The 15387-nt window shown below is 73.0% G+C and carries 14 protein-coding genes; 6 read left to right on the top strand and 8 right to left on the bottom strand.

What is annotated here, in order from left to right:
* Positions 1–95: 95 nt before the first annotated feature.
* A complete protein-coding gene (locus tag AOM02_RS03370; protein WP_062296646.1) occupies positions 96–1736 on the bottom strand; it encodes a peptide ABC transporter substrate-binding protein in 1641 nt (546 codons plus the stop codon).
* 280 nt (positions 1737–2016) lie between these two features.
* Here AOM02_RS03370 and AOM02_RS03365 point away from each other — a divergent pair, with 280 nt between their 5' ends.
* The gene (locus tag AOM02_RS03365; RefSeq protein ID WP_082104861.1) at positions 2017–3249 is read left to right on the top strand and encodes a DNA recombination protein RmuC; all 1233 of its coding nucleotides are present in this window, start codon (positions 2017–2019) and stop codon (positions 3247–3249) included.
* Between the two features lie 106 nt (positions 3250–3355).
* Here AOM02_RS03365 and AOM02_RS03360 read toward each other — a convergent pair whose 3' ends face one another.
* Positions 3356–4348: a 4-hydroxy-3-methylbut-2-enyl diphosphate reductase gene (locus AOM02_RS03360; protein ID WP_062296642.1), complete on the bottom strand. Its 993-nt coding sequence runs from the start codon at positions 4346–4348 to the stop codon at positions 3356–3358.
* 22 nt (positions 4349–4370) lie between these two features.
* Between AOM02_RS03360 and xseA the strand changes: the two genes are divergently transcribed.
* A complete protein-coding gene (gene xseA, locus AOM02_RS03355; protein ID WP_228373760.1) occupies positions 4371–5609 on the top strand; it encodes an exodeoxyribonuclease VII large subunit in 1239 nt (412 codons plus the stop codon).
* Between the two features lies 1 nt (position 5610).
* On the opposite strand, the gene AOM02_RS03350 is transcribed toward xseA, so the two are convergent.
* The gene (locus tag AOM02_RS03350) at positions 5611–6168 is read right to left on the bottom strand and encodes a hypothetical protein (RefSeq protein WP_062296638.1); all 558 of its coding nucleotides are present in this window, start codon (positions 6166–6168) and stop codon (positions 5611–5613) included.
* 118 nt (positions 6169–6286) lie between these two features.
* Here AOM02_RS03350 and AOM02_RS03345 point away from each other — a divergent pair, with 118 nt between their 5' ends.
* The 4 genes from AOM02_RS03345 (at position 6287) to AOM02_RS03330 (ending at position 10374) form a co-directional block, all read left to right on the top strand.
* Complete coding sequence (locus tag AOM02_RS03345; protein ID WP_062296636.1) at positions 6287–6562, top strand: exodeoxyribonuclease VII small subunit; 276 nt, start codon at positions 6287–6289, stop codon at positions 6560–6562.
* Entirely contained in the window at positions 6559–7479 is a 921-nt protein-coding gene (locus tag AOM02_RS03340; RefSeq protein WP_062296635.1) for a carbohydrate kinase family protein, read from the top strand. The genes AOM02_RS03345 and AOM02_RS03340 overlap by 4 nt, the downstream gene beginning before the upstream one ends.
* 78 nt (positions 7480–7557) lie before the next feature.
* The gene (locus tag AOM02_RS03335; protein WP_062296632.1) at positions 7558–8958 is read left to right on the top strand and encodes a class II fumarate hydratase; all 1401 of its coding nucleotides are present in this window, start codon (positions 7558–7560) and stop codon (positions 8956–8958) included.
* 102 nt (positions 8959–9060) lie between these two features.
* Entirely contained in the window at positions 9061–10374 is a 1314-nt protein-coding gene (locus AOM02_RS03330) for an NAD(P)/FAD-dependent oxidoreductase (protein WP_062296630.1), read from the top strand.
* Positions 10375–10468: 94 nt separating this feature from the next.
* On the opposite strand, the gene AOM02_RS03325 is transcribed toward AOM02_RS03330, so the two are convergent.
* From AOM02_RS03325 to hemE, 5 genes are all read right to left on the bottom strand, one after another.
* A complete protein-coding gene (locus AOM02_RS03325; protein ID WP_062296628.1) occupies positions 10469–10948 on the bottom strand; it encodes a hypothetical protein in 480 nt (159 codons plus the stop codon).
* A gap of 174 nt (positions 10949–11122) precedes the next feature.
* Positions 11123–12295: a ferrochelatase gene (locus AOM02_RS03320; protein WP_062296626.1), complete on the bottom strand. Its 1173-nt coding sequence runs from the start codon at positions 12293–12295 to the stop codon at positions 11123–11125.
* Complete coding sequence (gene hemQ / locus AOM02_RS03315; protein WP_156156060.1) at positions 12292–12966, bottom strand: hydrogen peroxide-dependent heme synthase; 675 nt, start codon at positions 12964–12966, stop codon at positions 12292–12294. The genes AOM02_RS03320 and hemQ overlap by 4 nt, the downstream gene beginning before the upstream one ends.
* A 48-nt stretch (positions 12967–13014) precedes the next feature.
* Positions 13015–14295: a protoporphyrinogen/coproporphyrinogen oxidase gene (locus AOM02_RS03310; protein WP_062296615.1), complete on the bottom strand. Its 1281-nt coding sequence runs from the start codon at positions 14293–14295 to the stop codon at positions 13015–13017.
* Positions 14288–15373: a uroporphyrinogen decarboxylase gene (hemE, locus tag AOM02_RS03305; RefSeq protein WP_228373081.1), complete on the bottom strand. Its 1086-nt coding sequence runs from the start codon at positions 15371–15373 to the stop codon at positions 14288–14290. The genes AOM02_RS03310 and hemE overlap by 8 nt, the downstream gene beginning before the upstream one ends.
* Positions 15374–15387 lie beyond the last annotated feature (14 nt).

Here is a 15387-nt window from a genome sequence, read left to right as displayed (position 1 = left end):
CCGTCCGGGGAACGGACACGCGCGGGCGGCTCTGCCTCGGCGGACGCACGACGATGGCCCGCCCCGCGCGATGCGGGGCGGGCCACCGAGGCGACTTACTTCTTGGTGATCTCGTAGAAGAGGGGCACCGAGTGCCAGTCGAACTGGACGTTGTCGACGTTCTCGGAGTAGCCACCGGTCACGTTCGAGTACCAGAGCGGGATGGCCGGCAGGTCCTCGAACAGGACCTCCTGGGCCTCCTGGAACTTGGCCACGGCCTCGGCCGGGTCAAGGGCGGTGCGGCCCTCGTCGATCAGCGTGTCGAACGCCTCCGACGAGTAGTCGCCGTCGTTCGAGCCGGCACCGGTGTAGTAGATCGGGCCGAGGAAGTTCTCGAGCGACGGGTAGTCCGCCTGCCAGCCGGTACGGAAGGCCGTGCCGATGGTGCGGTTGGTGATGTCGGTGCGGAAGTCGGCGAAGGTCGCGTACGCGTTGCCGCCGGCCTCGATGCCGAGGGTGTTCTTGATCGAGTTGGTGACAGCCTCGACCCAGGTCTGGTGACCACCGTCGGAGTTGTAGCCGATCTCGAAGGTGCCGTCCCACGGCGAGATCTCGTCGGCCTCGGCCCACAGCTTGGCGGCCTCCTCGGGGTTGTACTCGAGGACGTCGGCGCCCGCGAGCGAGTCCGACCAGCCGTCGATGACCGGCGAGGTGAAGTCCGAGGCGGGGGTGCGGGTGCCCTGGAAGATCACGTCGGTGATCTCCTCGCGGTTGATCGCCATCGAGATGGCGGCGCGACGGAGCTTGCCCTCCTCGCCGGAGAAGTGCGCCATCTCCTGCGGGATGGTGAAGGACTGGAAGATCGCGGCGGGCTGGTTGACCGCGCGGTCGCCGAGGTCGCTCTCGTAGGAGGCCATGGCCGAGTCCGGGATGCCGTCGATCACGTCGACGTTGTTCGCGAGGAGGTCCGCGTAGGCGGCGTCCTGCGACGCGTAGAAGATGATCGAGAGGCCGTCGTTCTGGACCTCGCGCTCACCGGCGTACGAGTCGTTGATCGAGAGGTCGATCTGGACGTCGTGCTGCCAGTCGGCAGCGTCCGCGAGCGTGTAGATGCCGTTGCCGACCGGGGCGGCGCCGAAGGCGTCCGGGTCCTCGAAGAACGAGTCGGGCAGCGGGTAGAACGCCGAGTAGCCCAGCGACAGCGGGAACTCCGAGTTCGGGGCGGCCAGCGTGATGGTGAAGGTCAGGTCGTCGATGACCTCGAGGCCCGACATCTCCGGGACGGACTCGTCCCAGCTGAAGCCGTCGATCTGCTCGAAGAAGTACGAGTTGAGCGCGGTCTCCGAGTTGGCGAGGTCGGCGCCCCAGTTCCACGCGTCCACGAAGTTGTGGGCCTGGACGGGCGTGCCGTCGGTGAAGGTCCAGCCGTCCTTGAGCTTGACGGTGAAGGTCTGCGAGTCGTCGGTCTCGATGGACTCGGCGACCTCGTTGTGCGCAGCGCCCGTGGCGTCGTAGTAGACCAGACCCGCGAAGAGCGCGTCGATGATCTTGCCGCCGCCGGTCTCGTTGGTCGCGACCGGGATGAGCGGGTTCTGCGGCTCGGAGCCGTTGGTCTTGATGATGGCGTCGCCGGTCGAACCGCCGTCGGTCGAGGCCGACGAGTCGGTCTCCGAGCCGGTCGACGAGCAGCCGACGAGGACGAGCGCGGACGCGGAAGCGACCGCCGCAGCCCCGAGCACGGACTTGCTGATCTTCACTGTTCCTCCTACTGGTGCCCACCGGACGGCGGGCTTGGATAGGCGCCGATCCGGGGTGTCGGAGCGACGACTGGGATGCACGCTGATGACGTGCAACCCCAGAAGGCTAAACAGCCCGGCGTTAACGGATTGTTTCCGAAGCCGTACCTTCTCCGATTTGTGACCAAACAGTAATCACGCGTCTCACGATGTGGGACGCGTGTGAGGTGCGTCACGCGACTTCGGTCCCAAAATGCGGACCTGCGCCGCGATGTCGGACCCCGGTGAGACCGTTGTGATCATGGTCACGTTTCTGCTCTCGGTCCTCTGTCTCATCGTCGGCGCGACCCTCGGCGCCCTCGTCGCGACCGCCCGGGCGCGCTCCGCAGCGTCAAGCGATGCGGCGCGGCTGCGCGAGGAGCGGGACGCGCTGCGGCAGGAGTTCCGCGCGCTGAGCGGGGAGGCGCTGCGCGCCAGCCAGGCGCAGTTCCTCGACCTCGCGCACGAGCGTCTCAAGCGCTCCGAGCAGGAGGGCGGGGCGGCGCTCCAGCGCCGCGAGCAGGCGATCCGGGAGATGGTCGAGCCGCTCGCCCGCACGCTGGAGACGATGCGCGAGCAGACCACGCAGGTCGACCGCGCCCGCGCCGCGGGCCAGGCGGCCCTGTCCGAGCAGGTGCGCCAGATGCTGGAGGCGTCCGAGCGGGTGGGACGCAAGGCCGACGACTTCGTCAACACGCTCCGCCGCTCGGATGTGCGCGGCAACTGGGGCGAGGTCCAGCTGCGCCGCGTGGTGGAGCTCGCGGGCATGCTCCCCCACGTCGACTTCACCGAGCAGGACGTCGTCAAGGACGGCGAGGGCCGCAACCTCCGGCCCGACATGACGGTCCGCCTGGCGGGCGGCCGCACCATCGTCGTCGACTCGAAGGTCGCGCTCGTGGGACTCCTCGAGGCGTTCGAGGCGGAGGACGAAGCCGTGCGCTCCGAGCGCCTGCAGGCCCACGCCCGGCACGTGCGCCGCCACATCGACGACCTGAGCTCGAAGCGGTACTGGGACCAGTTCGCGTCCGCGCCGGAGTTCGTGGTGATGTTCGTGCCATCGGAGGCCTTCTACCAGGCGGCGGTGGAGCAGGACGCGTCGCTGCAGGAGTACGCGTACGGCAAGGGAGTGGTGATCGCGACGCCCACCACCCTGGTCGCGATGCTGCGCACCGTCGCGCACGCATGGAAGGAGGACGCCCTCGCGCGCGACGCGCAGCAGGTGCTCGCCCTCGGCAAGGAGCTCTACGAGCGCCTGTCCACCATGGCCGGCCACCTCGCGAAGGTGGGACGCGCCATCGACCAGGCGGGCAAGGCATACAACTCCACGGTCGCGTCGCTCGAGTCCCGTGTGCTGGTGAGCGCGCGACGCTTCGGCGAGATGCAGCACCTGTCGACCGAGATGCCCGCGGTCGAGCAGGCGGAGACGGACATCCGGATGCTGGCGGCGCCCGAGCTCGTCGACGCCGAGGCGCTCGAAGCCGCCGACCGCCGCTAGCAGCGTCGCTCAGCTCCCCGCAGGAGTCACGGACCTCGCGAAACCGTCGCTCAGCTCCCCGGAGCAGGGGGTGGTGGAGCGGGGGCGAGGCCGGGGCGCGAGGAGGTCAGGCGCGCATCGCGCGCTCGGCCTCCTTGACCTTGAGGTCGGCGCGGATCTCGCGCGGCAGCGAGAACATGAGGTCCTCGGTCGCCGTGCGGACCTCCTCGACGGTCTCGAAGCCGCGGCCCGCGAGGTCGTCGAGCACGTCGCGGACGAGGATCTCCGGCACGGACGCGCCCGAGGTCACGCCCACGGTCGCGACGCCCTCGAACCACTCGTCGCGGATCTCCGCCGCACGGTCGACGCGGTACGCCGTCGTCGCGCCGGCCTGCAGCGCGACCTCGACCAGCCGCACCGAGTTCGACGAGTTGGCCGAGCCGACCACGACCACCAGGTCGCAGTCCGGCGCCAGCTTCTTCACCGCGACCTGGCGGTTCTGCGTGGCGTAGCAGATGTCGTCGCTCGGCGGGTCCTGGAGCGCGGGGAAGCGCTCGCGCAGGCGGCGCACGGTCTCCATCGTCTCGTCGACGGACAGGGTGGTCTGCGACAGCCACACGACGTTCTCGGGGTCGGACACCTCGAGGCCGTCCACGTCGTCGGGCGAGTTCACCACGATGGTGTGCTCGGGCGCCTCGCCCGCGGTCCCCTCGACCTCCTCGTGGCCGGTGTGACCGATGAGCAGGATGGTGCGCTCGTCGCGGGCGAAGCGGATCGCCTCCTTGTGCACCTTGGTCACGAGCGGGCAGGTGGCATCGATCGTCAGCAGGTTGCGCTGGTCCGCGGCCTCGCGCACCGCCGGCGAGACGCCGTGGGCGGAGAACACGACGCGCGCGCCCTCGGGGACCTCATCCGTCTCGTCGACGAACACCGCGCCGCGCTCCGAGAGCGTCTCGACCACGTACTTGTTGTGGACGATCTCCTTGCGCACGTAGATGGGTGCGCCGTGGAGCTCGAGGGCCTTCTCGACCGCGATCACGGCGCGGTCGACGCCCGCGCAGTAGCCTCGCGGCGCGGCCAGCAGGACGCGCTTGGTGGTGGTGTCGGGCATGGCGTCCATCCTACGTGGCAGGCTGGGCCGGGTGACCGAGACCCCTGCCTCCCACACGCTTCCCGCCACCGCCGGCGAGACGTCCGCCGAGCGCCCGTGGCCGGTCCGTCACCTCTCCCCCAAGATCGGCGACTTCGTGTCCCGGCTGCCCGCGGTGTGGGTCGAGGGACAGGTGCTCAACGTCAAGCGCTGGCGCCACCTGGTCTTCCTCACGCTGCGCGACACGGACGAGAACATGTCGCTCAGCGCGACGCTCCCGGCGCGCGAGGCGGACGCCCTCGGGGTCGACCTCGTCGACGGCACCCGCGTGGTCATCCACGCGAAGCCCGAGTGGTGGACGCGGTCCGGCTCGCTCCAGCTGGCCGGCCGCGAGGTCCGCCAGGTGGGCCTCGGCGACCTGCTGGCCCGGCTCGAGGCGCTCAAGGAGGCCCTCGCTCGCGAGGGCCTGTTCGACCTCGACCGCAAGCTGCCGCTGCCGTTCATCCCGCGCGTCGTCGGCCTCGTGTGCGCGACCCAGGGCGACGCGGAGCACGACGTCGTCGAGAACGCCACCCGGCGCTGGCCGGGGGTGACGTTCGCGATCCGCCGCGTCACGGTGCAGGGGCCGCGCGCCGTGCCGGAGACCACCGCCGCGATCCGCGAGCTCGACGGGATCGAGGACGTCGACGTCATCGTGGTGGCCCGCGGCGGCGGCTCGTTCGAGGACCTGCTGCCTTTCAGCGACGAGGCGCTGGTGCGCGCCGCGGCCGCGTGCGAGACCCCGCTGGTGAGCGCGATCGGCCACGAGAAGGACTCGCCGCTGCTCGACCTCGTCGCGGACTACCGGGCCTCCACGCCCACGGACGCCGGCAAGCGCATCGTCCCCGACGCCGCCGCCGAGGCGCAGGGCATCGCGCGCTCGCGCGTGACGATGGCGGCGGCCGTCGAGCGCGCGGTCGCCCGGGAGTCCGCCGGGCTCGCGGCGCTGCGGTCACGTCCGGTGCTCGCCCGGCCCGAGGCGATGCTCTCGCCCTACGCGGAGGCGGTGACGCGGCTCCGCGAGCGCAGCACGACGGTGACCACGGCCAGGATCGACCGGGCCGTGGCGGCGACGCGCGAGCTCACGGCGTCGCTGCGCGCGCTGAGCCCGCTCAGCACGCTCGAGCGCGGCTTCGCCGTGGTGCGCGACGCCGCGGGCACGGTGGTGCGCGACGCCGCCGACGTGCACGCGGGCGACGTCCTGCGGGTCAGGCTCGCGCGCGGCGAGGTCGAGGCGGTCGCGCGCGGCTGACTCAGCGCTTGGCGCCGAGAAGCACGTCGAGCGCGTCGGCCCGCGCGGCCGAGGTGGCGGGCGCCGGTCGCGGTGCCGGCGCCTCCACGGTCGGGAACGACGGCACCTCCGGAACCGGCTCCGCGACGGCCTCCGCGGCGGGCGCGGCCGGCGCCCACGTGCCGGCCTTCACCGCGGCGATGCGGGCGCGCGCGGCCTTCGCGTACTCCTTGTGCAGGTGGCGGCCCAGCTTCGCGACCAGCGCGTCCGGCACCGCCGGGTTGTCGATGAGCGCGTAGACGACGTCGACGTTGCGGTCCTTGGCGAGGTCCTCGCGCACCTCGAGCGGGATCGACTCGCGACGGTTGCGCGCGAGCCCGATGCGCACGTCCGAGGACGCGTCCTCGGCGAGCCGCAGGAGCGTCATGAGCGGCGTGCCCGGGTGCTCGGCGACGGCGGCGCGCACCTTCGCCTCGGGTGACCTCGCGAGCGTCTGGAGCTCGCCGTCGGTGATGCCGGCCCGGAGGAGCCGCTGGGCGCTCTGGCGTGCGGTCTGCTGTGCGCTGCTGTCGCTGAACATGTCCACTCCATCGTGTCGTTCGAGTCGTGCCCTATGAGAGCGCCCTGGTACAGGGGTATGACGCTGTTCTCGGCAGATCGCCGCTCGGGCTTGAGCGGGCGCGGGTACCGTAGCGGTCATGAGCGACGCCGCCGAGCCCTTCGACCGCCCCGTGGACGCCCTCTCCTACGAGGAGGCCCGAGACGAGCTGATCGCGATCGTCGCGAGGCTCGAGACGGGCAGCGCGACACTCGATCAGTCCCTCGGGCTGTGGGAGCGCGGCGAGGCGCTCGCGGCGCATTGCCAGTCGCTGCTCGACGGCGCGTACGAGCGCATCGCCTCCGCCCAGGGGGACGATGCGGCGGACGCCGGCGTCGTCGGCGTGGTCGCCGAGGACGACGAGGACGAGCGATGAGCGATCACGTCCTGGTGATCGGCGAGGCGCTGGTCGACGTCGTCGTCGGACCCGACGGGACCGAGGCGCACCCCGGCGGCTCCCCCGCGAACGTCGCGCTCGGGCTCGCGCGCCTGGGCCGCGACGTCGACCTGCTCACCCGCCTGGGGCTCGACCCCAACGGCGTGCTCGTGGCCGACCACCTCCAGGACAACGGCGTGCGGCTCGTGCCGGGCTCCGCGGGCGGCGGCCCCACCTCGGTCGCGACCGCGACGCTCGACGCCGGCGGCGCCGCGACCTACGAGTTCGACATCACCTGGGCCCTCGCCGACGGCGTCCGCCTACGCAACGCCCCGCTCGCGGTCCACACCGGCTCGATCGCCGCGGTGATGCAGCCGGGCGCGGCCGAGGTGCTGACGATGGTGCGCGCGCTCCGCTTCAACTCGACGATCACCTACGACCCGAACGTGCGCCCGTCCCTCATGGGCTCGCCCGACGAGGCGCGTCCCGCGATCGAGCGGATGGTCGGCCTCGCCGACGTCGTCAAGGCCTCCGACGAGGACCTCGCATGGCTCCACCCCGGAGACGACATCGACGACGTCGCGCGCGCCTGGGCCGGCATGGGACCGGCGCTGGTCGTCGTGACGCGCGGCGGGGAGGGCGCGACCGCCTTCACGCACGACGGCCGCGAGATCGCGGTGGCGGCGCCCGCCGTGACGGTCGCGGACACCGTCGGCGCGGGCGACTCGTTCATGTCGGGCCTCATCGACGGGCTCTGGGGCGCCGGCCTGCTCGGCCGGGCGAACCGGCCCGCGCTGCGCGCGATCACCGACGAGACGGTCGCCGGCATCCTGCGACCGTGCGCGCGCATCGCGGCGATCACCGTGTCGCGGCCGGGCGCGAACCCGCCCACGCGCGCGGAGCTCGACGCGGGCTGACAACCCGCCCGCGCATCGTCCCCACGCCGGACGGAACGCGGGCTCGAGGCGCCTGCGCGCCGTGCCAGACTGGGCGCCATGACAACGGAGTTCCGCATCGAGCACGACACCATGGGCGAGGTCAGGGTCCCGGCCGACGCCCTCTACCGCGCGCAGACGCAGCGCGCGGTCGAGAACTTCCCGATCTCGGGCACCACGCTCGAGCGCCGCCACATCGAGGCGCTCGCCCGCGTGAAGAAGGCCGCCGCCCGCGCCAACGCGGAGCTCGGGGTGCTCGACCCGGACGTGGCCGACGCGATCGTCGCCGCCGCCGACGCGGTCGCCGCCGGCGCGCACGACGCGCACTTCCCCGTCGACGTCTTCCAGACGGGCTCCGGCACGTCGTCGAACATGAACACCAACGAGGTCATCGCGACCCTCGCGACCCGCGGCCTCGGGCGCGAGGTCCACCCGAACGACCACGTCAACGCGTCGCAGTCCTCGAACGACGTGTTCCCCACCTCGGTGCACGTCGCCGCGACCGCGTCGCTCGTGGGCGATCTCATCCCCGCGCTCGAGCACCTCGCGACCTCGCTCGAGGCGAAGGCCGAGGAGTTCGCCGACGTCTACAAGTCCGGCCGCACCCACCTCATGGACGCGACCCCCGTGACGCTCGGCCAGGAGTTCTCCGGCTACGCGGCCGCGATCCGCTACGGCGTCGAGCGCCTGCTCGTCGCGCTGCCCCGCGTGGCCGAGGTGCCGCTCGGCGGCACGGCGGTCGGCACCGGCATCAACACCCCCGACGGCTTCCCGCAGCGCGTCATCGCGCTGCTCGCCGAGGACACCGGCCTGCCCATCACCGAGGCCCGCAACCACTTCGAGGCGCAGTCGGCCCGCGACGGCCTCGTCGAGGTCTCCGGCGCGCTGCGCACCATCGCGGTGTCGCTCACCAAGATCTGCAACGACCTCCGCTGGATGGGCTCCGGCCCGAACACCGGCCTCGGCGAGATCCAGCTGCCCGACCTGCAGCCGGGCTCGTCGATCATGCCCGGCAAGGTCAACCCCGTGGTGCCCGAGGCCGTGCTGATGGTGTGCGCCCGCGTCGTGGGGAACGATGCGACGGTCGCCTGGGCCGGCGCGTCCGGGGCCTTCGAGCTCAACGTGCAGATCCCCGTGATGGCCCTCGGCGTGCTCGAGTCGACCCGCCTGCTCGCCAACGCGAGCCGCGTGCTCGCGGAGCGCACGGTGGACGGCATCGTCGCGAACGTCGACAAGGCCCGCCGCCTCGCGGAGGCCAGCCCGAGCATCGTCACCCCGCTCAACCGCGTCATCGGCTACGAGAACGCGGCGAAGATCGCCAAGCACTCCGTGAAGGCCGGCCTGACGGTGCGCGAGGCGACCCTCGACCTGGGCTTCGTCGAGCGCGGCGAGATCACCGAGGCGCAGCTGGACGAGCTGCTCGACGTGACCACGATGGTGGGCCGCCGCCAGCACCCGTGAGCATCGCCTAGAATCGTCGGGTTCACGATCGCACCGCCGCGGGACGGCGGTCGCGGGAACAGCGTGCTGCCGCCCCGGGTTCCCCTCCCTGGAGGTGTCCTCATGTCACGCACCCGAATCCTCATCCTCGGCGGAGGCTACGTCGGCCTCTACACCGCCCTCACGCTCATGCGGAAGGCGAAGGACAAGGTCGACATCACGGTCATCGACCGCCGCCCGTACATGACGTACGCGCCGTTCCTGCCCGAGGTGGGCGCCGCCTCGATCGCCCCGCGCAACGCCGTCGTGCCGCTGCGCCGCGAGCTCGAGGGCGCGCGCATCCTCCAGGGCAAGATCGAGTCGATCAACCACGCCGACCGCACCGTCATGGCGACCACCGACCTCGGCGAGGAGCTCACGGTCGAGTACGACGAGGTCGTCGTCGCGCTCGGCGCCGTGTCGCGCACGCTGCCGATCCCGGGCCTCGCGGAGGTCGGCATCGGCTTCAAGTACGTCGAGGAGGCCATCGCGCTGCGCAACCGCGTGCTCGGTCGCATCGCGCGCGCTGCGACCACGGACGACCAGGAGCTGCGCCGCAAGCTGCTCACGTTCGTCTTCGTGGGCGGCGGCTTCGCGGGCGTCGAGGCGTTCTCGGAGACCGAGGACATGGCCAAGGCGTCCCTGCGCTACTACCCCGAGCTGTCGGCCGACGACTTCAACTTCGTCATGGTCGAGGCCGCCCCGCGCATCCTCCCGGAGATGGGCCCCGAGATGGGCGCCTACACGGTCGAGGAGCTGAAGGCGCGCGGCATGCGCGTGCTGCTCGAGACCCGCCTCGAGAGCTGCGTCGACGGCCACGTGGAGTTGTCGAACGGCGAGGCGTTCGACGCCGACACGATCGTGTGGACCGCAGGCGTGAAGCCCTCCCCCGTCATCCAGTCCTCGGACCTGCCGCTCGGCCCGCGCGGCCACGTCAACACCGCGGCGACGCTCCAGGTGATCGACGAGCACGGCATCCCGATCGGCGGCGCGTGGGCCGCGGGCGACTGCGCCCAGGTCCCCAACCTGGTCGAGGACGAGGGCGACTGGTGCGCGCCGTCCGCGCAGCACGCGGTGCGCCAGGCCAAGCACCTGGGCGCGAACATCGCCCGCCGGCTCGACGGCCGCCCGCTCGAGCAGTACAAGCACAAGCACCTCGGCGTGGTCGCCTCGCTCGGCCTGGGCAAGGGCGTCGCCAGCACCATGGGCTTCAAGCTCCGCGGCTGGCCGGCGTGGCTCATGCACCGCACGTACCACCTGCTCGCGATCCCGACCTTCAACCGCAAGGCGCGCGTGGCGCTCGACTGGACCGCGGCGGCGTTCTTCCGCCGCGACCTCGTGTCGATGGGCCGCATCCAGGACCCGCGTCGCGCCTTCGAGGAGGCCGCGCGCAGCTAGCCTCCGCCACGCGAGAGACGTCGACGGGCCCCGGGGAGATCCCCGGGGCCCGTCCCTCGTTCCCGCCGGTCGTCCCGGATCCGGCGGGCACGTCCTACGCCGCGGCGACCTCGCGGCACAGCTCCTCGACCACGCACGCGGCCTGCGCATCACGCGCGGCGGCGTCGAGGGCGTCGGCGTCGAGCGCGTCGGACATCACGTGCACGACGCTGACGTCGAGCAGCAGGTCCTCGCGCACCACGGCGTGGGCCTCGTCGGGCCAGCCGGCGCGCTCGCGCAGGCATGCGGCGGTCTCCTGCGCGCTCAGGCGGGTCGCGAAGAGGCGCGACTCCCCGCATGTGAGCATCCCGGTCTCGTAGATCCCGCCGACGAAGTCGACCGAGTCCACCTGCGGCTCGCAGCCGTCGACCCACGCGGCCATGAGGCGGCGGAAGCCGTCGACGCACATCGCACCCGCGGGGTGCTCCCCGATGACGACCGCGGCGCCGTGCGACGTGCCGAGGCGGACCTGGGTGTGCGGCGCGGCCGCGGCGATCGCCGCGACGTCGGTGAGGGCCTCGCGCGTGAGGGTCATGGGGCGTCTCCAGGTGGGGGCTGGGGCGGTCCGCGACCGCCCGGTGGGTGCCACTGTAGGGGCACCCGCGCCATTAACGCAACAATCCCGTTGCGTTATCCAAGCCCGCGCGAGCGGAGCCCGGACGCACGGACGCCCCGCATCGTCACGATGCGGGGCGTCCGACGAGCGTGCTCAGCAGGAGGCGATGGTCGCCTTCGCGGCGCGGCCGAGGCAGCAGTCCGTGGGGCACACGTCCTGCCACGGGCCGAGGTCGGTGAGCGCCTCGCGCTCGCGCGGCGTCCCACCCGGCGCGACGTGACGCTCCTCGACCAGGTCGATGAGCCCCGCGACGTACTGGGGGTCGACGCCCACGGTCGGCACGCGCACCGGCACGATGCCGCGGCCCTCGCAGGTCTCGACGGCCTCGTTGTCGAGGTCCCACGCGACCTCCATGTGGTCCGACACGAAGCCGATCGGCGAGATGACCAGGCCCTTGACCGCATCGTCCAGCTTCTCGATGGCGTCGTTGATGTCGGGCTCGAGCCACGGGATCTCGGGCGAGCCCGAGCGCGACTGGAACACGAGCGACCACGGCACGTCGGGGAACTCGTCGGCGATGCGGTCCATGACGAGCGCCGCGACCGCGCGCTGCTGCTCCACGTACCAGCCGCCGCCGGCGTACCACTCGTTCTCGCCGCCGGTGGGGACCTCCTCGCCGGAGGGCAGCGCCTCGCGCGGGCCCGACACGTCGGCCGCGGCCGTCGGGATCGAGTGCGTCGCGAACATCACGTGGGCGCCCTCGAGCAGGCCCTGCTCGCGCAGCGACGCGAGGCCGCCGCGGACGGCGTCGACGTTGGGGTTCACGAAGCCGGGGTGGTCGAAGTACTGGCGCACCTTGTCGAGCTCGAGCTCGCCCTCGAGGCCGGTCTCCGCGAGCGCGGTCGCGAGGTCCTCACGGTACGCGCGGCAGCCCGAGTAGCTCGAGAACGAGGTGGTGACGAGCACGAGCACCTTGCGGTGGCCGTCGGCGTGCAGCTCCTTGAGCGCGTCCGCGAAGTACGGCGCCCAGAAGCGGTTGCCCCAGTAGACCGGCAGGCCCAGCCCGCGCGCGGCGATCTCCGCCTCGAGCGCGGCCTTGAGCTCGCGGTTCTGGTCGTTGATGGGGCTGATGCCGCCGAAGTGGCGGTAGTGGTGCGCGACCTCCTCGAGGCGCTCGTCCGGGATGCCGCGGCCGCGCGTGACGTTGCGCAGGTACGGGATCACGTCGTCCTGGCCCTCGGGGCCGCCGAAGCCGGCGAGCAGGATCGCGTCGTACGTGGTGGCCGGCACCGTGCGGGACGATGCGGCGAGCGGGGGCAGGGTCATGAGGCGAGCACCTCCACGGCCTCGGCGGTCGTCACGCGACGACCGGTGTAGAACGGCAGCTCCTCGCGCACGTGGCGACGGGCCTCGGTGTAGCGCAGCTCGCGCATCATGTCGACGAGGTCGGTCACCTCGTCGGCCTCCATGGGCAGGAGCCACTCGTAGTCGCCCAGCGCGAAGGCCGCGACGGTGTTGGCGACGACGCCCTTGAACGCGGCGCCCTTGATGCCGTGGTCGCGCAGCATCACCGAGCGCTCCTCCTCGGGCAGGAGGTACCACTCGTACGAGCGCACGAACGGGTAGACGGTCAGCCAGTCGCGCGGACGCTCGCCGCGCAGGAAGCCCGGCACGTGGCGCTTGTTGAACTCGGCGTCGCGGTGCACGCCCGCGGCGGACCACGTGAGGGTGGTCTCGGCGAGCAGCTCGGTGGCGCGCAGCTCGCGCAGCGCGAGCTGGAGGTCCTCGAGCACGGGGCCGTGGATCCACAGCATGACGGTGCCGTCGGCGCGCAGGCCGGACACGTCGTAGATGCCGCGCAGCGTGACGTCGTGGTCGGCCAGCTCGGCGACCGCGGCGTCGAAGTGCTCGACGACCTCGGCCAGCTCCTCGTCGGGAGCGTGGAGCATGCCGTCGAGGACGGCGAACAGGGTGAAGCCTGAGGGGTTCTCGGTCATGCGCACCATCTTCCGATGGATTGGTCCCGCGTGGGAAATCGCTAGGACCTAGGTCCTGGGCATCTCCGCCCCCACGATCGCGGCCAGCCCGGACAGCCCCGCGGCCACGCCCACGAGCTCGAGGCCGGGCAGCGGGCGCGAGTCGCTCACGCGGGCGGGCGAGGCGTCCGGCCACTCGACCAGTGCCGACGCGACCACGCGCGACTCCGGCAGGTCGGTGCCCAGCAGCCGGCTGGCGTCGGGCAGCGCGTGCGCGAGGAGGTCCTCCCCCGGCTCACCGAGCGCGTACGACAGCCGCACCACGTGGCGGCCGTCCGCCGCGTCCCGCAGCCACGACCACTTCGCGGTCGCGTGGGTGAGGGCCTTGGCACGGGTCACGCCGCCGATCGCGAGCACGCCCGTGCCGCGCGGCGCCGCGTCGAGCTCGGGGGCGTCGAGGACGAGCGTCGCGAGGGCGACCCGACGCTCGGCGGGCGGCTCGGGCAGGTCCGGCACCAGACGATGCGCGACGGCCCGGGGCACGGCCAGCACCAGGGTGTCGGCGACGAGGGTGCCGCCGCCGGCCCGCACGCGCCACGCGCCGTCGAGGTGCTCCGCCGAGTCCGCGGCGGTGCCGACGACGAGGCGCGCACCCGCCGCGCGCGCGGAGTCCGCGAGCGCCGCGGTGAGGCGCCACATGCCGCCGCGGATGCCCATGACGGCGGAGCCGGCGGGCGCGAGGCGGCGCCGGTGACGCGCGAGCTCGGTCAGGCTGCCGGCCTCGCGCAGCTGGCGCGGCAGGGTCGGGTCGATCGCCGCGAGCGGGAGCTCGTCGAGCGGGCGCGAGTAGACGCCCTGGAGCACCGGCGCGACCAGCAGGTCGGCGACCGGGTCGCCCAGCCGGGCCCGCACGAGGGACCCGACCGTCGCATCGTCCGGCACCTCGCCGAGCGGGCGCGAGCGCTCGAGCGCGGCGTCCGCCGCGGCGCCCCAGCCGATGATCCGGCGGACGTCGTGCAGCAGCGGCCGCGTGGGGATGCCGAGCCAGCCCGTGGTGGGCAGGGGGTACGCGCGGTCGGGCGTCACCACCCACGCGGGCGTGCGGGTGGGCGCGACGATGTCGGCGCCCAGGCCGAGCTCGCGCGCGAGCGCCTCGACCGCGGGGGTGCGGGTCGCGAACGACTCCGCGCCGGCGTCGAGCGTGAGCCCCGCGACCCCGACGGGGCTGACGCGCCCGCCCCAGCCCTGGCCGGCCTCGAGGACGGTGACGACGGCGCCGCGGCGCGCGTGACGGCGCGCGGCGAGCAGACCCGAGACCCCGCCGCCGACGACGAGGACGCGCTCAGCCACGCGTGTGGACGAGGTCGACGATGCGCTGGAGCTGGTCGGGGTCGGTCTCCGGCGGGACGCCGTGGCCGAGGTTGACGACGTGGCCGGGCGCCTCGGCGCCGCGCGCGAGCACGTCGAGCACGTGCGCCTCGAGCACCTCCGCGGGCGCGCCCAGGCGGGCCGGGTCGATGTTGCCCTGGAGCGGGTACGCGCCGCCGAGCAGGCGCGAGGCCTCGTCGAGCGGGAGCCGGTAGTCGACGCCCATGACGGTGGCGCCGGCCTCGGCCATCGGGCGCAGCAGGTGCGAGCCGTGCGCGGCGAAGTGGATGCGCGGCACGGGGAGGTCCTCGACGGCCGCGAGCGCCGCCGCGGATCCCGGCTGGCAGTGCGCGATGTAGTCGGCCGGGGCGAGCGAGCCCGCCCACGAGTCGAACAGCTGGACCGCGGAGGCGCCGGCGAGCACCTGCGCGCGCAGGAACAGGCCCGCGGCGCGCGAGGTCCACGCGGTGAGCGCGTCCCACACGGCGGGCGCCTCGATCATGAGGCGGCGCGCGCCCAGGTGGTCGCGCGAGGGGCGGCCCTCGACCATGTACGCGGCGAGGGTGAACGGCGCGCCCGCGAAGCCGATGAGCGGCGTGCCGCCGAGCTCCGCGACCGTGAGGCGCACGGCCTCGCGGATGGGCTCGAGGCCGCGGTCGAACGCGCCGCCGTCGCCCGGCTCCCCCAGCGGGGGCAGCGCCTCGACGTCCGCCATGGTGCGGATCGGGCGCTCGAAGACGGGGCCCACGCCGGCGGCGATCTCGACGCCCACGCCGGCCACCTTCATGGGCACGACGATGTCCGAGAAGAAGATGCCGGCGTCGACGCCGTAGCGGCGCACCGGCTGCAGCGTGATCTCGGCCGCGAGCGCGGGCGTGAGGCACGACTCGAGCATCGTGGTGCCGCGGCGCGCCTCGAGGTACTCGGGCAGCGAGCGGCCGGCCTGGCGCATGAACCACACGGGACGATGCGACGGGCGCTCACCCCTCAGCGCGGCGAGCAGGGGGGCGTCGGCGACACGGCCGTCGACGAGGGGATGGGAGGCGGGCAGGGCAGACACGTCCTCAATTCTGC

It is taken from the genome of Demequina maris (genome assembly GCF_000971155.1).
In the GTDB taxonomy this organism is placed as follows: domain Bacteria; phylum Actinomycetota; class Actinomycetes; order Actinomycetales; family Demequinaceae; genus Demequina; species Demequina maris.
Note: the sequence above shows the minus strand (reverse complement) of the source record. Positions and strands in the feature narration are given on the sequence as shown.